The organism is Xanthomonas sp., assembly GCF_017163755.1.
GTDB lineage: Bacteria > Pseudomonadota > Gammaproteobacteria > Xanthomonadales > Xanthomonadaceae > Xanthomonas_A.
In genome coordinates this window covers 137393-154965 of the sequence record NZ_JAFIWC010000010.1, presented here as the reverse complement: position 1 = coordinate 154965, position 17573 = coordinate 137393, and the positions used below count along the sequence as shown (strand labels likewise).

Below are 17573 nucleotides of genomic sequence, written 5' to 3'. Positions count from 1 at the left end.
CCCCCCGCCATTCCCGCGCCTGCGGCCGCACCGTCGCCGCCGGCTCCGCCGCGCCCGCCGATGCCGCCGAAGGCGCCCCCGCCGCCGTCGCCCGGATCGGCATCGAACGTCACCATCTACTCGAGCGACCACCGCGACGGCTCGGTGATGCTCGAGGGCGGCCATGTCCACGTCTACGGCAGCAGCGACGACCTGCGCGAGGCGCGGCGCCTGCGCCGGGGCGGCGAAACGCTGTGGTGGTTCCGCCAGGGCGACCGGCGCTACGTGGTGCGCGACGCGGCGACGATCCAGAAACTCAAGGCGGCCTACGCGCCGGTGACGGCGCTGGCGCAGCAGCAGGGGCAACTGGGCGAGCAGCAGGGACGGCTCGGCGAACGCCAGGGCGCCATCGGCCAGCAGCAGGGCGAACTCGCGCAACGCCAGGCGGCGTTCGCGGCCGACGATGCGCGATTGGCGGCGGCCGACGCGGCGCGAGCGGCGAACGGGCAGGGCGGTGGGAGCGGCGAACGGCAGCGTTCGGCCGACGACGGCAAACGCGCCGACCTGGACCGGCGGATGGCGGAACTGGGGCGGCGCCAGGCCGAACTGGCAGCGCAGCAGGTGCCGCTCGCCCGGCAGCAACAGGCGCTGGCGCAGCGGCAGCAGGCGGCCGAGCTCGCGCTGCGCGGCGAACTGGCGCGCATCACCGCGCAGGCCGTGGCCCAGGGCACGGCGCAGCCGGTGCCGCATTGAGCGTGCATTCGCTTGGCGGGTGTAGCGCGCACGGGCCGCGCCTGTTCCCGAACCTGCTGCCGGCGCTGCTGAAACGCTTCGCCCTGACGCTGCTCGCGCTGTGCGCCTGTATCGTTGCCCACGCGCAGACGCTGCCGTGGCAGGCGCCGCACGATGCGACGCAGACCGACGCGGCGATCGCCGCGCTGGCCCAGGCGCTGCTGGCGCAGACCCCGGACGACGGCAGCGACGCCGCGCTGGCGCAGCGCTTCCGCCTGCAACTGGCCAGTGGCGATGCGCGTGCGGCCTTGGCGAGCCTGCAGCGGCTGAGCGCACTGCGCCGCGACGCCGCCTCGCCGCAGCGGCGCGCCGACGATCTGCTCTACCTGGTCCATGCGCGCGCATTGCTCGCCGCCGACTTCGAGCGCGGCTACCGCGACGCATTCGCTTCGACCTATGCCGCGCTCGACGATCGCGCCGCGGCGCTGGCGATGCGCGCGCTGAGCATCGATCCGGCGGAGCTGCGCCAGTCGCTGCAGCAGAGCCTGCAGGCGGCTGCCGCGCGCTCGTCGCTGCCGCGCGATACCGCGCTGGCCCTGGTGCGCCTGGCGGTGGCCGCGCGCGCCTTCGAACGCGCGGCTGCGCTGGTCCCGGCGCTGGTCGCGCAGGACGACGCGCGGCGCTACCTGATCCAGCGCGACGTGGTGGTGCCGCTGCGCGGAACCGACGCGGCGCTGTGCGCGCTGATCGTGCGCGGCCGCGGCGCCGCGCCGCCGCGCCAGCCGACCCTGCTCAACTTCACCATCTACGCCGATCCGGTGGCGAACTTGAACGAGGCGCGGCGCAGCGCGGCCAACGGCTACGCCGGCGTGATCGGCCTGAGCCGTGGCAAGGGCTGCGGGCGCGGCACGGTGACGCCCTACGAACACGACGGCGAGGACGCGGCGGCGCTGATCGACTGGATCGCCGCGCAGCCGTGGAGCGATGGCCGCGTCGGCATGTACGGCGGCAGCTACGAGGGCTTCACCCAGTGGGCCGCGGCCAAGCACCGGCCGCGCGCGCTCAAGGCGATGATGGCCTCGGTCAGCGCCGCGCCCGGCATCGACGTGCCGATGGAAGGCAACATCTTCTACAGCTTCGTCTACTACTGGCCGTTCTACGCCGCCAGCGGCAAGGGCCTGGACAACGCGGCGATGCAGGACCGCGCGCGCTGGTCGGCGATCTTCGCCAGCTGGTATGCGCAAGGCGGCGCGTACCGCGAACTGGACCGGCTCGGCGGCCCGCCCAATCCCTGGTTCCGGCGCTGGCTCGCGCATCCGGGCTACGACCGCTACTGGCAGGCGATGATCCCGTACCGCCGCCAGTTCGCCGCGATCGACCTGCCGGTGCTGACCACCACCGGCTACTACGACGACGCCCAGCCCGGCGCGCTGTACTACTTCCGCGAACACCACGCCTGGCGGCCCGGCGCGAACCACTACCTGCTGATCGGCCCGTACGATCACATCCGCGCGCAGCGCGGCACGGTCGGCCCGCTGGGCGAGGCACGCGGCACGCTGCGCGGCTACGCCACCGATGCGGCGGCGCAGCTGGATCTGGGCGAGCTGCGCTACCAGTGGTTCGACCATTGGTTCAAGGGCGCGCCGCGGCCGGCGCTGTTGCGCGACCGGGTCAACTACCAGGTGATGGGCGCGAACCGGTGGAAGCACGCGCCGAGCCTGCAGGCGATGGGCCGGCCGCAGCGCTTTTACCTCGACGCGCAGCGCGACGACGCCGGCCGCTACCGGCTCGCCACCGCGCCGCCGGCGCCGGGCGAGGTGGCGCAGCGTGTGGACCTGGCCGACCGCCGCGACGCCGGCCAGGACGCGGTGGGCGGGGACATCGTCGACCGCGAACTGGACCAGCACAATCGCCTGGTCTACGCCAGCGCGCCGTTCGCCACGCCGGTGGAGATCAGCGGCCTGTTCTCCGGGCGGCTGCAACTGGTCCTCAACAAGCGCGACGTGGACCTGAGCATCGCGCTGTACGAGCAGACCGCCGCCGGCGACTACGTGCAGTTGTCCTATCGGTTGCTGCGCGCGAGCTACCTGCACGACCGCAGCCGGCGCCGGCTGTTGCATGCGGGCGTGCCGCAAACGCTGGACTTCGCCGCCGAACGCCTGACCAGCCGGCGCCTGCAGGCCGGCAGCCGCCTGCTGGCGGTGGTCGGGCCGATCAAGCAGGCGCAGCTGCAGATCAACTACGGCAGCGGCAAGGACGTCAGCGAGGAGACCGTGGACGATGCCGGCGTGCCGCTGCAACTGCGCTGGTCCTCGCGCAGCTACCTGCAGATTCCGCTGGCGGTGCCGTAGGGCGCGTCCCGCACACTACGGTGCCGGCGATACCGAGGCGGGGAGCTGGTCTGCCCGAATCCCGCATCGATTCCGGCATCACTGCGTCTTGATCGGCAACGCCGCTGCGAAGGCGGCGCTCGCGTGCGCGCGTCGCGTCTCGTCGCCTGGAAGAATGTCATTGCTCGCCCGCGCACGAACGGCGCTACGTGCTGCGGGAAGGGAAGCGCGAGCACCGGATTTTGCAGTCAGCAAATGCTATGGGAGCGGCTTCAATCGCACGGGTTTGCCGGTAAAGCCCGTCGCGACTGAAGTCGCTCCCACAATGGCATCGTCCGCACCGAAGTGCTCCAGCGGCCGCTTCGCCGATCCGCGGCGGTCGATCGTGAACGGCTTCTGCAGCGAACGGGTTCGCTGGTGATTCGCGCCGAGCGTGCGGCCTGGACGTCAGGGCCGCTCCTTTCACGTTCGACCTGCGCCTGCGGGCCGTGCGACGGAATGCGCGCTAGCGCTGCACCGCGACGTCCGCGACGTCCGCGCCGGCGGCGGGCGCGGCTGGCGCCGCGACCGAAACGTTGCCGCTGCGCGATGGCGTGCCGGAGATGCGGTTGACCGCGCGGATGGCGTCCATCGCCGCGGCCGCGGCCGCTTCCGGGCTGGTCGTGCGCGGTGTCGCCACCGCGGCGGCAGGCGCCGCGGCGGACGGCGGCGTGCGCGCCGCAGGCGCGGGCGCGCCGGCGCCAGGCGCTGCCGCCGTTGCGGTCGCCGCCGTGGCCGCGGCGCGCTTGTCCGCCGCCGCCGCCGCCGGCGCCTGCGCCTGCGCCGCCGTCGCGCCGCTCAGGTCCGGCACCTTGGTGTCGGCATCGGTCTGCGGCGTGCCCAGCGCGACCGCCTGGTCGCTGCCGGCCAGCGCGGCGTCTTCGGCGTCCTTGGTCATCACCACGATGCTGATGCGGCGGTTGATCGGATTGTCCGGCACCTGCTTGTCGAACAGCACCGACGACGCCAGGCCGACCACCCGCGACACCTTCTCCGCACCCATGCCGCCGGTTTCCAGCTCGCGGCGCGCGGCGTTGGCGCGGTCGGCGCTCAGCTCCCAGTTGCTGTAGCCGTTGCGCCCGCTGTACAGCGTGGTGTCGGTGTGGCCGGTGATGCTGACCCGGTTGGGCACCTGGTTGATGAAGGCCGACAGCTCGTGCAGGATGCTGCGGGTATACGGCTTGAGCACCGCGCTGCCTAGGTCGAACATCGGCCGGTTCTCCTTGTCCACGATCTGGATGCGCAGGCCGTCCGGGGTCAGGTCCAGCAGCAGCTGGTCCTTGAACGGCTCCAGCGCCTGGCTCTTGTCGATCGCCTCCTTCAGTTCCTGCATCAGCGTTTCCAGGCGCTGCTTCTCCTTCTCGCGTTCGGCCGCCTTGTTCTCGGTATCGCCCTTCAGGCTGCGGCTGCCGAACGGATCCTTGTTGTCGCCGCGCTGCAGGTCCGATGCGCCGCCGAGCTTGATCATCGAGGTGCTGGCGCCGCCGGGGCCGGCCATGCCCGGGCTGGGCGCGGTGCTCTTGCCCGACAGCGGGCTGGGATTGCGGAAATATTCGGAGATCGCCGCGCGCTGCTCCTTGCTGGTGGCCGCGACCAGCCACATCACCAGGAAGAACGCCATCATCGCGGTGACGAAGTCGGCGAACGCCACCTTCCACGCGCCGCCGTGATGGCCGCCGCCCTGGACCTTCTTGACCCGACGGATGACGATCGTGGGCTTGGCTTCGGCCATGACCGCGGCCCTACTTGATCGTCTTCAGATGCTGCTCGAACTCCGAGAAGCCCGGGCGCACGTCCGACGGCAGCGTCTTGCGCGCGAATTCGAGCGCGATCTTCGGGTTGTAGCCGCGCAGGCAGGCCAGCAGCGCGGTCTTCACCGATTCGTAGATGCGGCTGTCCTGCTCGGCGCGCGCGCCCATCGCGGTGGCCAGCGGGGCGACGAAGCCATAGGCCAGCAGGATGCCGAGGAAGGTGCCCACCAGCGCCGCGGCCACGTGCGCGCCGACTTCCTCGATCGGCCCGCCGATCGAGCCCATGGTGATCACGATGCCCAGCACCGCCGCGACGATGCCGAAGCCGGGCAGGCCGTCGGCCACCGTAGTCAGCGCGTGCGCCGGCGCCAGCGCCTCGTGGTGGTGCTTCTCCAGTTCCAGCTCCAGCAGCGGCTCCAGTTCGTGCGGCTCGATGTTGCTGCCGATCATCAGGCGCAGGCAGTCGGTCATGAAGTCGAGCAGGTGATGGTCGGCCACCACCTTCGGGTAGTTGCCGAAGATCGCGCTCTCGCTCGGCTTCTCCACGTGGTCTTCCAGCGCCATGAAGCCGTCGCGGCGCGCCTTGTTGAGCAGCTCGTAGACCAGGGTCAGCACTTCCTTGTAGTCGGCGGCCTTGTACTTGGGCCCCTTGAACACGGCCAGCGCACCGACGAAGGTTTCCTTGACGGTCTTGGCCGGGGTGCTGACCAGGAACGCGCCGAGCGCCGCGCCGCCGATGATGACCAGCTCGAACGGCTGCCACAGTGCGCCCAGCTTGCCGTGCGAGGCGACATAGCCGCCCACGACGCTGAGGATCACCACAAGGAAGCCAACGATGATGAGCATGGCGGAAGCCGGTCGACGCGGAAGGGATATTCAAGTTTCGGCGCGCGCGCGGCTTTCTGAAGGGGCGGGCCGGCCGGCGGCGGGCGCCGAACGTGAATCGGCGGCCCTGTCGGCCGCCGATCCGGGGCATGGCGTGGCCGCGTCGCCTCAGCCGGTGACGCCGCTGGCCTGCTTGCTGCACTTGAGCGCCTCGCCCCCGGCCAGGGTCAGCGTGGCCTCGCCCTGGTGCTCCTGGAACGTGTTGCCCTGGGCATCGGCATAGCGCGCGCCGGATGCCGTTTCGGTGCTGTGCATGGACAGGCGCAGGCCATCGACGGCCAGCTGGACGCGCTCCTCGGCCGGTTCGAACACTGCCTCGACCGGTTTGTCGCCGCACAGCCAGCGCGTGGCCAGGCCATCGTCGGCGCTGGGCGTGGCGGCGGGGCGGTCGGTGGCGCCGGGTACGCCGGTGGGGATGGCCGGTGCCGCCGGACGCGGCGCCGGTGCCGTGGCCGGATCCGCCGCAGGTGCGCGCCGATCGCAACCGGCCACGCTCACGGCCGCGGCCAATGCGACGGCGAAAGATGTGGGTAAGTGACGAAACATGGCGACCTCTCTGGCTTCGGGAGAGGCCGTCCAGCCTAGGCGTGCCGACGTAGCGGCACGTGAACGGTGATTGCCATCCCGCCAGCGTTGACAGGCTAGGGCTTGTCAGCGCTATCGGAATAGGCCACGCCGCGCTTGGGCGCGTGCGGGGCAAGGAAGAGCGAGGGAGCTTATGCCGATAAGCGACCGAGCGATGACGCTGCACCGTGCGCGCCCAAGCGCGGCCCTTCGGGTTGCCATGTCCGGCGCCCAGGCGGCCGCGCGCGGCTTGGACAGGCGGCCAGCCTGCCGCGGCGCCACGCACGACCACCTGGACGCCGGACATGACAACGTGGCCTATTCCGATAGCGTTAACAGGCCCTAGGCCGGCTCGGTCTCGCCGCCGCCGCGGTGCAGCGGGTTGGGCAGCGCCTGTCCCTGCTCGGTGAAGCCTAGCGACACCGAATTCAGGCAATGCCGCTCGCCGCTGGGCGGCGGGCCATCAGGGAACACATGGCCCAGGTGGCTGTCGCAGCGCGCGCAGACGATCTCGGTGCGCACCATGCCGTAGCTGGTGTCGCGCAGTTCGCGCACGTGCTGGGGGTGGTAGGGGGCGAAGAAGCTGGGCCAGCCGGTGCCGGAGTCGAACTTGGCGCTGGAGCGGAACAGCGGCAGCCCGCACAGCCGGCAGGTGTAGACGCCTTCCAGCTTGTTGTCCAAAAACACGCCGCAGAACGGCGCCTCGGTGCCGTGCTGCAGCAGCACGCGCCGTTCCTCGTCGTTGAGGCCGGCGATCAGCTGTTCGCGTTCGCTGGGACTGGGAGGCGTGAGGTCGAATCGGCTCATGGCGGGCGGGCCTTCGATGGAGAGGGATGCGCTGAAGATGAGGGCGGGCGCGATGGCGATCAAGCCGCGCCGCGTTCACCGCATGCGCAGGTGCCGCGCGCTAGCCTGCGGTTCCACACAACGCTTCGGAACCGCCATGTCCGTTTCCCGCCTGTGGCTGCTGTCGCTGGTCCTGCTGGCGCCCATGGGCGCGGCGCAGAGCCTCGATCCGGCCCCCAGATCGCCGACCGCCACGCGCCAGGCCACCGCGCTGAAGCCGCCGCCGGCGCCCGCCGCCACGCCCGCGCCGCCGACTTCGCCGATGTCCAGCGGCGTCGGCCAGCGCGCGCAGCCGGCGCCGATCCCGCAGCAGGGGCCGGCGCAGCCGACGCCGTCGCCGCTCGGCAACACCGCGCCGTCGGCGGCCAAGCCGGCAGCGCCGGCGGTACGCACCCCGTCCAAGGTCTACGACCGCAGCGGGCGCCTGGTGCCCGGCGCGGTGCAGGTCGCGCCCAACCGGGTGCTGGATACGCGCACCGGGCGCTACTACAACACCTTGCCCAGCGGCGACGGCCAGCGCATCGCCGAGTAGGCCGCGCAGCGCGCGCGATGGCGCCGCCGCGATCCGTGGCCGCGATCCTCACGGGCCGCTGCCTAGACTCGACGGCCCAGGCACCGCCGGTGCCTGCGGGCAACCCGCATGAGGAGAACCGATGAGCAAGCTTCCCGACAACACCCTGGTGGTGGTCGCCGATGGCGTCAGCGCGCGCATGTTCCGTACCAACCTGGCAGGCGAGGCCAGCCTGCTGGAGCAGAAGGAAGTGCTGGCGCCCACGCCGATCGAGGGTGTCGAGGACGGCGACCGGCCGATGACCATGGACGAGGCCGGGTTCGTGCGCCAACTGGCCGAGCGGCTGTACCAGGACGCGCTGCGCGGCGACTACGCGCACCTGGTGCTGGTCGCCGATCCGCAGACCCTGGGCCAGCTGCGCCCTTTGCTGCACAAGGAAGTGCAAAAACGCGTGGTGTCGGAACTGGCCAAGAACCACGCGCACACCTCGCGCGACGATCTGGAAAAGCTGCTCGCATAACAAACCCAGCGCGCAGGCCGATGCGGCAGGGCGCTACGCATCGCGCCCACTTCCTTCTCCCTTCGGGAAAGGTGCCCGAAGGGCGGATGAGGGTACGGACATACCGGCGTGCCACCAAACGTCGCGCGCGTTTCGGGACGACAACGGCGTGCTTCCCGGCCCGCCACGTCCCAGTGCCGCCGTACCCTCACCCCTACCCCTCTCCCGCAGGGAGAGGGGAATCATCATGCTCAATCGGCGATCGGCAAGCTCAGCGTCTCCTTCACTTCCTCCATCACGATGTAGCTCTTGGACTCGCGCACGTGCGGCAGGGTCAGCAGCGTGCTGCCCAGCAGCTTGCGGTAGGACGCCATCTCGCTGATCCGCGCCTTGATCAGGTAGTCGAAGTCGCCGGAGACCAGGTGGCACTCCAGCACGTTCGGCAGCTTCAGCGCGGCGCGGCGGAACTCCTCGAAGATGTCGCCGGACTTGTAGGCCAGGCTGATCTCCACGAACACCAGCAGGCTGGCCTTGAGGTAGTGCGGGTCCAGGCGCGCGTAGTAGCCGGTGATCGCGCCATCGCGCTCGAGCCGGCGCACCCGCTCGGTGCACGGGGTGGTCGACAGGCCGACCCGCTCGCCGAGCTCGGTGAAGGAGATGCGGCCTTCCTGCTGCAGGATGCGCAGGATCTTGCGGTCGATCTTGTCCAGTTCGCGGGCACGTGCGGCCATGCGGCGGAATTCCGGGGTCGTTGACAGGGCATCTGCCTGCTGTCGGGAGAAAAATCGGGAAAAAATCCTGGATAGCGGCGCATATACTGCGCCGAAACGCATGCCTGGCGCTATCCAGCCAGGGATTGATCCGGTGGAGGCGAGCGATGCGGGTTCTGGTTCTCGGCAGCGGTGTGATCGGCACGACGACGGCGTGGTACCTGGCCCAGTCCGGCTGCGAGGTGACGGTGGTCGACCGTCAGCCCGGCCCGGGCCTGGAGACCAGCTACGCCAACGCCGGCCAGGTGTCGCCCGGCTACGCTTCGCCGTGGGCGGCGCCCGGGGTGCCGCTGAAGGCGCTGAAGTGGCTGTTCCAGCGCCATGCGCCGCTGGCGATCTCGCCCACCCTGGACCTGGCCCAGTACCGCTGGCTGCTGCAGATGCTGCGCAACTGCACCGCCGAGCGCTACGCGGTGAACAAGGCGCGCATGGTGCGGCTGTCCGAATACAGCCGCGACTGCCTGGATCAGCTGCGCGCCGACACCGGCATCGCCTACGAGGGCCGCCAACTCGGCACCACCCAGCTGTTCCGCACCCAGGCGCAGCTGGACGGCGCGGCCAAGGACATCGAGGTGCTGCAGCAGTACGGCGTGCCGTACGAACTGCTGGACCGGGACGGCATCGCGCGCGTGGAGCCGGCGCTGGCCGCCGCGCCGGCCACCCTGGTCGGCGCGCTGCGCCTGCCCAACGACCAGACCGGCGACTGCCGGCTGTTCACCCAGCGCCTGGCGGCGCTGGCCGCCGTGGCCGGCGTGCAGTTCCGCTACGGCGAGACGATCGACGGCCTGGTCGGCGACGGCGACCGCATCGGCGGCGTGCGCATCGGCGGTCGCATCGAGCGCGCCGACCGTTACGTGGTCGCGCTGGGAAGTTATTCTCCGCAGCTGCTCGCGCCGCTGGGCCTGCGTCTGCCGGTGTATCCGCTGAAGGGCTATTCGCTGACGCTGCCGATCCGCGACGCGGCGCAGGCCCCGACCTCCACGATCCTGGACGAAACCTACAAAGTGGCGATCACCCGCTTCGACGACCGCATCCGCGTCGGTGGCATGGCCGAACTGGCCGGCTTCGACCTGTCGCGCCCGGCGCGGCGCCGCGCCACGCTGGAAAAAGTGGTGAACGACCTGTACCCGCGCGGCGGCGACCTGGCCGCGGCCGAATTCTGGACCGGGCTGCGCCCGGCCACCCCCGACGGCACGCCGGTGGTCGGCGCCACCGGCTACCGCAACCTGTTCCTCAACACCGGCCACGGCACGCTGGGCTGGACCATGGCCTGCGGCTCCGGCCGCTATCTGGCCGACGTCATCGTCTCGCGCCAGCCGCAGATCAGCGGCGAGGGCCTGGACATCTCCCGTTATTCGCGCAGCGCCACGGCGCTGACCGCAGAGCCGACCTCGTGCGCCCAGCTCGCGCGCTGATCGATCTGGACGCGCTGCGCCACAACTACCGCCTGGCCAAACGGCTGGGCGGCGGCAAAGCGCTGGCGGTGGTCAAGGCCGACGCCTACGGCCACGGGGCGGTGGCCTGCGCGCGCGCGCTGGACGCCGAGGCCGACGGCTTCGCGGTGGCGTGCATCGAGGAAGCGCTGGAACTGCGCCAGGCCGGCATCGCCGCGCCGATCCTGCTGCTGGAAGGGTTCTTCGACGCCGCCGAACTGCCGCTGATCGTCGAGCACCGGCTGTGGTGCGCGGTGGCCTCGCCCTGGCAGGTGGAGGCGATCGCCGCCTACGCCGCGCCGCGGCCGCTGTGCCTGTGGCTGAAGCTGGACAGCGGCATGCACCGGCTCGGCCTGGCGCCGGACGCGTTCCGCGCCGCGCACGCGCGGCTGAGCGCGCTGCCGCAGGTGGAGCGGGTGGTGCTGATGAGCCATTTCGCGCGCGCCGACGAGCTGGACAGTGCGCGCACCGGCGAACAGCTGGAGGTGTTCCGGCAGGCCAGCGCCGGCCTGGCCGGCGAGACCAGCCTGTCCAATTCGCCGGCGCTGCTGGGCTGGCCGCAGGTGCGCAGCGACTGGGTGCGGCCCGGGCTGATGCTGTACGGCGCCGATCCGTTCGCGGCCGGCGCCGCGCTGCCGGGCACGCTGCGCCCGGTGATGACCCTGCAGTCGCAGGTCATCGCGGTGCGCGAACTGGCCGCCGGCGAGCCGGTCGGCTACGGCGCGCGCTTCGTCGCGCAGCGCCCGACCCGGGTCGGGGTGGTGGCGATGGGCTATGCCGACGGCTATCCGCAGTTCGCGCCGAACGGCACGCCGGTGCTGATCGACGGCGTGCCGGGCGAGCTGATCGGGCGGGTGTCGATGGACATGCTGACGGTGGACCTGACCGACCACCCGCAGGCCGGACATGGCAGCAACGTGCAACTGTGGGGTGCGCAGCCGCCGATCGACACCCTGGCCGCGCGCTGCGGTTCCAGCGCCTACCGGCTGCTGTGCGGGCTCAAGCGCGCCCCGCGGCAGTACCTGGGCGGCTGAGTCCGGAAGGCCTTCGTGCGCGCCGGCCGCCTGCGGCGCGTTCGCCGCCGCACCCTCGGGCACGGCGGCCGCGCGCCGCTGAGTTGGCCTCAGCGTTCGGCCACGTCGCGGCCTTCGCGGAACTGGCGGCGCAACCAGTCGTCGAGCATGCGCTTCTCGTAGCGCAGCGGATCGGTGCTCAAGCCCACCGAGCTGTTGAGCAGGTAGCTGCTGTCGCGCAGCTTGCGCTCGCCCTGGTCCAGCACCTGGCCATCGGCGCCGTACAGGGTGAAGTTGAAGCTGATCAGCGGCGGGTAGATGTCGCGCATCACCCGCACGTCGTCCCATTGGGTGCCGTGCCACGGCTCGTAGTCGCCGGCGCGCTTGATGTCGGTCAGCTCGATCTCCAGCCGCTGGCCGGGCGCCAGCTGCTTGGCGGCGCGGGTCTGCAGGTACTCGGCGATCTGCCGTACCCAGTCGCCGCGCTCGGCTTCCCAGCGGTTGCGGCTGTGGCGCAGCTCGGTGAACTTGGACGGATCGGTCCAGCGCACCTGCACCGGCCCGTCGCCTTCCACGCTGCGCGCGGCGGCCGGATCGGTGACGGTGCGGGTCGCCGCGGAGGCGCCGCCGGCCAGCAGGCAGGCCAGGGCCAGCGCCGTCCAGGCATATCGGATCTTCATGGCAGATCTCCGCAGTGGATGGGTCCACCAGTGTGTGCCTGTCGGCACGCGCCCGCAATCGCGTGCGCGCCGGCGGCGGCGGCCGTTTGCAACGATTCAGCCATCGCCCGTGTGACGGGCGGTTCACGCCGCCTCGCCGCGTGCTTCACGGCCCACGCGCCAGGATGCAGGCTGTCACAGCACCGGGGGACCAAATGAAGATGCCGCTGTATCACCATGCGCACGCGCAGTCGGATGTGCGCCTGCAGTTCATCGACTGGGCCAAGCAGAACGGGCACAGCCCGGCCAGCGGCGCGGCCAGCTTTGTCGATCAGCAGGCCGACCTGGACAGCGCGGCGCGGCACCTGAAGCTGCGTCCGGGCGAGGACGTGCGCCAGGAGCTGCGGCGCTATCTGGCCGCGCTCGGCGAACAGTCGGACGTCGCGGTGCAGTTCCCGCCGATCTACGCGTTCCGCAATCCGCAAGGGCAGTCGTTCCGCTATTCGCTGACGCTGGTGCTGGCCGAAAGCGGCGTGGAGTGGAAGGCGCGGGTGTGGAGCGGCACCGAGTACCTCGGCCTGATCACCGGGCGCGGCGCCGGCCCGCGCGCCAACTACAACCGACTGGCGCGGATGGCGGTGGAGCACGAACTGACCCGCGACATCCCGCGTTTCACCCTCGGCTAGGAGGCTCTTCGCATGGCGCACGTGCTGGCTCCAGAGGAATACGCGAGCGCCGAGGACTGCCGGCAGCAGTGCCGGCGGCTGGGCGTGGCGCGGGTGCGCGAGATGCTCGACGACCCGGCGCCGTCGTCGTGGCGGCAGGAGGCCGAACAATGGCTGGAAGAACAGACGCTGCACCGCGCGCGGCTGACGTTCTGGGCGGTGGTGGCGGGGATCGCGACCTCGCTGCTGGGGATCGTGCTGGTAGTCACTTTTTTCTGGTGAATCGCGCTGCAGCAGGCGCGCGCGGCCGCCGCGCGGCTTGACGCGGGCGGAACGGCTTAACAAGATGCCGGTCTCCAGCCTCGCCATCCTGCCTTGGGCAGGCTCATCACGCCGACGGGTCCGACAACGCGGCGTCTCGCCTCGCCCCAGGCAGCCTTCCGAGCAAACCGCCTTATGCATGTCAGTACCGAACCTTCCTCGCCGCCGCTGACGCGGGCGTCGGACCTGCACTATCGCGAGATCTTCGACAACATCGATTCGGGTTTCTGCGTCGTGGAGGTGCTGTTCGAACACGGGCGCGCGGTCGACTACGTATTCCTGGAGATCAACGCCGCGTTCGAGCGCGCCTCGGGATTGCGCGACGTGCTCGGCCGGCGCATGCGCGAGCTCTCGCCCACCCACGAGGAGCACTGGTTCCAGCTATACGGCGAGGTGGCGCTGAGCGGGCGCTCGATGCAGTTCGAGCATCACGCCGAGGCGCTGGGCCGGTGGTGGGCGGTCAATGCGTTCCGGGTCGGCGCGCCGGAACTGCGCCAGGTCGCGATCCAGTTCATGGACATCACCGGGCGCAAGCGCATCGAACGCGAGCTGGCCGAGAGCGAGGCGCGTTTCAGCGCGCTAGCCGAAGGCCTGCCGATGCCGGTGTGGGTACTCGACGCCACCGGCCAGCTGCGCTTCACCAACACCGCCTACGCCGAGTTCTTCGGCATCGACCTGGCCGCCGGCAGCGACAATCCCGGCTGGGGCGACGTGCTGCATCCGGAGGACGCGGGCGTGTTCGCGTTCGAGCTGCGCAATGCGCTGGACGAGCAGAAGAACCTGCGCGCGCTGGTGCGCGCGCGGCGCCACGACGGGCAATGGCGCTGGATCGAGATGACCGCGGTGCCGCGCTACTCGGCCGAGGGCGATTTCATCGGCTTGGCCGGCAGCAGCCCCGACGTCACCGAGCGCCGCGACATCGAGCTGGCGCGCGAGCAGCTGCTGGAAGCCGAGCGCAGCGCGCGCAACGCCGCCGAGAGCATGGCGCGGCTGAAGGACGAGTTCCTGGCCACGCTGTCGCACGAACTGCGCACCCCGCTGACCACGATCCTGGGCTGGAGCGACCTGCTGCTGCAGCGCCTGCCGCCCGGCGATCCCAGCAGCAAGGGCCTGTCGGTGATCGCCAGCAGCGCGCGCGCGCAGCAACGGCTGATCTCGGACATGCTGGACCTGAGCAGCATGCTGCTGGGCAAGGTGCAGCTGGAAGTGGAAACCCTGGACCTGACCGAACAGGTGCAGGAGGCGCTGCGCGCGCAGGAGCCGGCCGCCGAGGGCAAGGACCAGACCCTGACCCTGCTGCCGCCGCCGCGTCCGTGCCTGGTGCTCGGCGACGCCACCCGTTTGCAGCAGGTGTTCTGGAACCTGCTGTCCAACGCGATCAAGTTCACTCCGGCGCACGGCCACATCGAGATCGCGATCGACCTCGACGCCGACGGGGGGCACGTCACCGTGGAAGTGCGCGATTCCGGCGACGGCATCCCGGCCGAGTTCCTGCCGCATCTGTTCGGACGCTTCCGCCAGGCCGACAGCACCACCACGCGCCTGCACGGCGGCCTCGGCCTGGGCCTGGCGATCGTGCAGCAGCTGGTGGAGATGCACGGCGGCCAGGTCAGCGCCGCCAGCGAGGGCCGCGGCTGCGGCGCGGTGTTCAGCGTGCGCCTGCCGCTGCACGTGGCCGAACCGGGCAAGCGCCCGCTGCGCGAAGTGCGCGCGTTCGCGATGGCCGAGCAGGTGGTGGAGGCGCATGCGCTCAAGGGCATGCGCCTGCTGGCGGTGGAGGACCAACCGGACATGCTCGACTACCTGCGGCGGCTGCTCGAGGAGCAGGGCGCCGAGGTGATCGCCGCCGGCTCGGCCAGCGAGGCGCTGGCGGCGTTGGACGATGGCGGCCATGCGCGCATCGACGTGATGGTGACCGACATCGGCATGCCGGGCATGGACGGCTACGGCCTGATCCGCACCATCCGCGAGAACATGGGCCTGGACGCGCAGGAGCTGCCGGCGGTGGCGGTGACCGCGCTGGCGCGCGAGGACGACCGCCGCCGCGCCCTGCAGTCCGGCTTCCAGGAGCACCTGGCCAAGCCGTACAGCGTGGCGCAGCTGGTGTCGGCGGTACGTTTCGCGCGGCAGCGTTGACCGCGGTCTTGCCTGCGGGCTCACGCCGCCGGCGCTAGCGTGAGGGCTCCTCCACAGGAGTCCTTGCGATGACCAAGTATGCCAAGCACGTGTATACCGACCAGGCGCAGATCCAGGCGATCGAAGGCCTGATCCTGCAGCTGCCGGAGCAGTCCAACGTGCGCATCGAGCTCAACGACGGCAGCACCGTGCTGGGCACGGTGACGATGCGTCCGAGCATCCAGATGTACCGCGACGAGAACGAGCAGGAAGGCAGCAATGCGCTGGTGCGCATCGACGGGCTGGACGATCCCGCCGAGCACCACTACCTCTGGCTGGACGAGATCCGCAGCGTGCGGCAGCTGCCGGCGCGGCCGTGGGACCAGGATCCGCGCGGCGACCAGGCGTCTTGACGCATCTTTCACTCTTGCTGCGGCGCGGCTGGGCATCATCGCAGGTCCCCAGGCTCCTTGGACGCCCACCCAGCATGACCATTTCCTTCCCCAATCGCGCTCGCTGGGCGCTGTGTGCGCTCAGCGTTTCCCTGCTTGCCGCGTGCGGCGATACCGCCAAACACGCCATCGAAGAGGGAATGGGCCCCGACCCGGTGCTGCCCGAGCCGGTGAAGCGGATGATTCCGACGGTCAAGGTCGCCGAGGTCAAACGCTGGGCCGACGGCGCCGCGCCGGTGCCGGCGGCGGGGCTGGCGGTGCAGGCCTTCGCCCGCGACCTGGACCACCCGCGCTGGCTGTACGTGCTGCCCAACGGCGATGTGCTGGTCGCCGAGACGGCGGCGCCGCCGGCGCCGGAAAAGGAGAGCAGCGGCCTGCGCGACAAGATCCAGGCCTCGATGATGGAAAAGGCCGGCTCGACCGTGCCCAGCGCCAACCGCATCACCTTGCTGCGCGACGCCGACGGCGACGGCGTGGCCGAGGTGCGCACGCAGTTCCTCAAGGGCCTGTATTCGCCGTTCGGCATGGCGCTGGTCGGCGACCGCCTGTACGTGGCCAATGCCGACGCGCTGGTCAGCTTCCCCTACAAGGACGGCGACACCCAGATCAGCGCCACGCCCAGCTTCGTGGCCAACCTGCCCGGCGGCATCAACCACCACTGGACCAAGAGCCTGCTGGCCAGCCGCGACGGCAGCAAGCTCTATGTCGGCGTCGGTTCCAACAGCAACGTCGCCGAGAACGGCATGGAGGCCGAACTCAACCGCGCCGCGATCCTGGAAGTGGACGCGCAAAGCGGCGCGACCCGGGTCTTCGCCAGCGGCCTGCGCAACCCGGTGGGCATGGCCTGGCAGCCGGGCACCGACACGCTGTGGGTGGTGGTCAACGAGCGCGACGAGATCGGCAGCGACCTGGTGCCCGACTACCTGACCTCGGTGCGCGAAGGCGGCTTCTACGGCTGGCCGTACAGCTATTACGGCCAGCATGTGGACGAACGCGTGCAGCCGCAGAACGCCGAACTGGTGGCCAGCGCGATCAAGCCCGACTACGCGCTGGGCGCGCACACCGCCTCGCTCGGCCTGACCTTCTACGAAGGCGCGCTGTTGCCGCCGCAGTACCGCGGCGGTGCCTTCATCGGCCAGCACGGGTCGTGGAACCGCGACCCGCCGTCCGGCTACAAGGTGATCTATCTGCCGTTCGCCAACGGCAAGCCCAGCGGCAAGCCGCAGGACGTGCTGACCGGCTTCCTCGATGCCGAGGGGCGCGCGCAGGGCCGCCCGGTCGGGGTGGCCGCGGACAAGGCCGGCGCGCTGCTGGTGGCCGACGACGTCGGCAACATCGTGTGGCGGGTGACGCCGAAGACCGGGCCCTAGGCCCGGCTGGGCTGGTCGTGCCGCTGGCTAGGCTCGCCGGTCGCGCGCGACCGGCTGCCAGCGATGCGTTGCGATCGGCGGCATCCCCTGTCGCGACCTGCGCCGGCCGGTCATGAGTGCTACACGCTGCTCGGCCACGCCCACGGCTCATAGCATGCGTCGCGCCCGCGACGCTGACACCCAGCATCGGCAGCGCATCGACTCCGTCCAGCACGCGCGGCGCGCCACGCCCGATCCCGGCGTCGAACACGCCGCGCTCGCTGGCAGAGATCTCCGGCATGGTTACGCACGCTCGGCGCGGTAAGCACAGCAAAAGCCGGCCTAATGGGCCGGCTTTTGCACCTTGGGAGTCGCGCGGCCCCTGGGTCAGGGCTCAGTGCTCGACCGGCGCAGGCTCCACGCCGAAGCGGCGCGCGTAGCCGCGTTCGTTGAACACGCGCTGGATTTCGGCATCGGCCAGGTCCGGCGCGCCGTAGACCGCGTAGACGATGGTGCCGTCGTCGCCTTCGCCGACCTGGTGCAGACGGTAGCGGGGACGGCCGGTGCCGGTGTTTTCCGGGTAGTGCAGCGGCGGCTGGTTGCCTTCGAGGTCCACTTCGCTGTTGTCTACGACACCGCCGATGAACACTGCACGCATGA

At 70.9% G+C, this 17573-nt stretch carries 18 protein-coding genes; 11 read left to right on the top strand and 7 right to left on the bottom strand.

Annotated features, from left to right (window positions below; translation table 11 throughout):
• Both JR065_RS08930 and JR065_RS08925 read left to right on the top strand, forming a co-directional pair.
• On the top strand, positions 1-732 hold a 732-nt coding region (locus tag JR065_RS08930), incomplete at its 5' end, for a hypothetical protein (protein WP_206233714.1).
• A 2-nt stretch (positions 733-734) separates the two neighbouring features.
• Complete coding sequence (locus tag JR065_RS08925) at positions 735-3062, top strand: CocE/NonD family hydrolase (RefSeq protein WP_343237258.1); 2328 nt, start codon at positions 735-737, stop codon at positions 3060-3062.
• A 484-nt stretch (positions 3063-3546) separates the two neighbouring features.
• Here JR065_RS08925 and motB read toward each other — a convergent pair whose 3' ends face one another.
• The 4 genes from motB to msrB form a co-directional block, all read right to left on the bottom strand.
• A complete protein-coding gene (gene motB / locus JR065_RS08920; RefSeq protein WP_206233712.1) occupies positions 3547-4812 on the bottom strand; it encodes a flagellar motor protein MotB in 1266 nt (421 codons plus the stop codon).
• 10 nt (positions 4813-4822) lie between these two features.
• The gene (gene motA, locus JR065_RS08915; RefSeq protein ID WP_206233710.1) at positions 4823-5677 is read right to left on the bottom strand and encodes a flagellar motor stator protein MotA; all 855 of its coding nucleotides are present in this window, start codon (positions 5675-5677) and stop codon (positions 4823-4825) included.
• A gap of 147 nt (positions 5678-5824) precedes the next feature.
• Positions 5825-6214, bottom strand: coding sequence for an MliC family protein (locus tag JR065_RS08910; RefSeq protein ID WP_206233709.1), 390 nt, complete (start codon positions 6212-6214; stop codon positions 5825-5827).
• Between the two features lie 408 nt (positions 6215-6622).
• Positions 6623-7087 carry a peptide-methionine (R)-S-oxide reductase MsrB gene (gene msrB / locus JR065_RS08905; RefSeq protein WP_206233708.1) on the bottom strand — a complete coding sequence of 155 codons (465 nt, stop codon included), beginning with the start codon at positions 7085-7087 and terminating at the stop codon, positions 6623-6625.
• 136 nt (positions 7088-7223) lie between these two features.
• Between msrB and JR065_RS08900 the strand changes: the two genes are divergently transcribed.
• Together JR065_RS08900 and JR065_RS08895 are read left to right on the top strand one after the other, a co-directional pair.
• Positions 7224-7658: a hypothetical protein gene (locus JR065_RS08900; protein WP_206233707.1), complete on the top strand. Its 435-nt coding sequence runs from the start codon at positions 7224-7226 to the stop codon at positions 7656-7658.
• A gap of 121 nt (positions 7659-7779) precedes the next feature.
• Positions 7780-8157 carry a host attachment protein gene (locus JR065_RS08895; protein WP_206233706.1) on the top strand — a complete coding sequence of 126 codons (378 nt, stop codon included), beginning with the start codon at positions 7780-7782 and terminating at the stop codon, positions 8155-8157.
• A gap of 230 nt (positions 8158-8387) precedes the next feature.
• Here JR065_RS08895 and JR065_RS08890 read toward each other — a convergent pair whose 3' ends face one another.
• Positions 8388-8867, bottom strand: coding sequence for an AsnC family transcriptional regulator (locus JR065_RS08890; RefSeq protein WP_145705095.1), 480 nt, complete (start codon positions 8865-8867; stop codon positions 8388-8390).
• 146 nt (positions 8868-9013) lie between these two features.
• Between JR065_RS08890 and JR065_RS08885 the strand changes: the two genes are divergently transcribed.
• Together JR065_RS08885 and alr are read left to right on the top strand one after the other, a co-directional pair.
• Positions 9014-10321, top strand: coding sequence for a D-amino acid dehydrogenase (locus tag JR065_RS08885; RefSeq protein ID WP_206233705.1), 1308 nt, complete (start codon positions 9014-9016; stop codon positions 10319-10321).
• Positions 10300-11373, top strand: coding sequence for an alanine racemase (alr, locus tag JR065_RS08880; protein WP_206233703.1), 1074 nt, complete (start codon positions 10300-10302; stop codon positions 11371-11373). Before JR065_RS08885 ends, alr begins: the two co-directional genes overlap by 22 nt.
• 89 nt (positions 11374-11462) lie before the next feature.
• Here alr and JR065_RS08875 read toward each other — a convergent pair whose 3' ends face one another.
• Positions 11463-12032, bottom strand: a complete 570-nt coding sequence (locus JR065_RS08875; RefSeq protein WP_206233702.1) for a DUF3016 domain-containing protein — start codon at positions 12030-12032, stop codon at positions 11463-11465.
• Between the two features lie 194 nt (positions 12033-12226).
• Between JR065_RS08875 and JR065_RS08870 the strand changes: the two genes are divergently transcribed.
• From JR065_RS08870 to JR065_RS08850, 5 genes are all read left to right on the top strand, one after another.
• On the top strand, positions 12227-12697 hold the full coding sequence (locus JR065_RS08870; RefSeq protein ID WP_206233701.1) for a hypothetical protein: 471 nt from the start codon (positions 12227-12229) through the stop codon (positions 12695-12697).
• Between the two features lie 12 nt (positions 12698-12709).
• The gene (locus JR065_RS08865; protein ID WP_206233700.1) at positions 12710-12958 is read left to right on the top strand and encodes a hypothetical protein; all 249 of its coding nucleotides are present in this window, start codon (positions 12710-12712) and stop codon (positions 12956-12958) included.
• Positions 12959-13132: 174 nt separating this feature from the next.
• Entirely contained in the window at positions 13133-15133 is a 2001-nt protein-coding gene (locus tag JR065_RS08860) for a PAS domain-containing hybrid sensor histidine kinase/response regulator (RefSeq protein ID WP_206233699.1), read from the top strand.
• A 68-nt stretch (positions 15134-15201) separates the two neighbouring features.
• Positions 15202-15525 (top strand): DUF3247 family protein, encoded by a 324-nt coding sequence (locus tag JR065_RS08855; protein ID WP_206233697.1) that lies wholly within the window; start codon positions 15202-15204, stop codon positions 15523-15525.
• A gap of 74 nt (positions 15526-15599) precedes the next feature.
• A complete protein-coding gene (locus JR065_RS08850) occupies positions 15600-16934 on the top strand; it encodes a PQQ-dependent sugar dehydrogenase (protein WP_206233696.1) in 1335 nt (444 codons plus the stop codon).
• A 373-nt stretch (positions 16935-17307) separates the two neighbouring features.
• Here JR065_RS08850 and JR065_RS08845 read toward each other — a convergent pair whose 3' ends face one another.
• On the bottom strand, positions 17308-17571 hold the full coding sequence (locus JR065_RS08845) for a hypothetical protein (protein WP_206233695.1): 264 nt from the start codon (positions 17569-17571) through the stop codon (positions 17308-17310).
• Positions 17572-17573: the final 2 nt, after the last annotated feature.

What these genes read in the sequence shown, in the direction of transcription:
- JR065_RS08900 (WP_206233707.1), top strand. Translation starts at nt 7,224, where the DNA reads ATGTCCGTTTCCCGCCTGTGGCTGCTGTCGCTGGTCCTGCTGGCGCCC.
- motA (WP_206233710.1), bottom strand. Translation starts at nt 5,677, where the DNA reads ATGCTCATCATCGTTGGCTTCCTTGTGGTGATCCTCAGCGTCGTGGGC.
- JR065_RS08885 (WP_206233705.1), top strand. Translation starts at nt 9,014, where the DNA reads ATGCGGGTTCTGGTTCTCGGCAGCGGTGTGATCGGCACGACGACGGCG.
- JR065_RS08865 (WP_206233700.1), top strand. Translation starts at nt 12,710, where the DNA reads ATGGCGCACGTGCTGGCTCCAGAGGAATACGCGAGCGCCGAGGACTGC.
- JR065_RS08855 (WP_206233697.1), top strand. Translation starts at nt 15,202, where the DNA reads ATGACCAAGTATGCCAAGCACGTGTATACCGACCAGGCGCAGATCCAG.
- motB (WP_206233712.1), bottom strand. Translation starts at nt 4,812, where the DNA reads ATGGCCGAAGCCAAGCCCACGATCGTCATCCGTCGGGTCAAGAAGGTC.
- JR065_RS08845 (WP_206233695.1), bottom strand. Translation starts at nt 17,571, where the DNA reads ATGCGTGCAGTGTTCATCGGCGGTGTCGTAGACAACAGCGAAGTGGAC.
- msrB (WP_206233708.1), bottom strand. Translation starts at nt 7,087, where the DNA reads ATGAGCCGATTCGACCTCACGCCTCCCAGTCCCAGCGAACGCGAACAG.
- JR065_RS08890 (WP_145705095.1), bottom strand. Translation starts at nt 8,867, where the DNA reads ATGGCCGCACGTGCCCGCGAACTGGACAAGATCGACCGCAAGATCCTG.
- JR065_RS08850 (WP_206233696.1), top strand. Translation starts at nt 15,600, where the DNA reads ATGACCATTTCCTTCCCCAATCGCGCTCGCTGGGCGCTGTGTGCGCTC.
- JR065_RS08875 (WP_206233702.1), bottom strand. Translation starts at nt 12,032, where the DNA reads ATGAAGATCCGATATGCCTGGACGGCGCTGGCCCTGGCCTGCCTGCTG.
- JR065_RS08895 (WP_206233706.1), top strand. Translation starts at nt 7,780, where the DNA reads ATGAGCAAGCTTCCCGACAACACCCTGGTGGTGGTCGCCGATGGCGTC.
- JR065_RS08870 (WP_206233701.1), top strand. Translation starts at nt 12,227, where the DNA reads ATGAAGATGCCGCTGTATCACCATGCGCACGCGCAGTCGGATGTGCGC.
- JR065_RS08860 (WP_206233699.1), top strand. Translation starts at nt 13,133, where the DNA reads ATGCATGTCAGTACCGAACCTTCCTCGCCGCCGCTGACGCGGGCGTCG.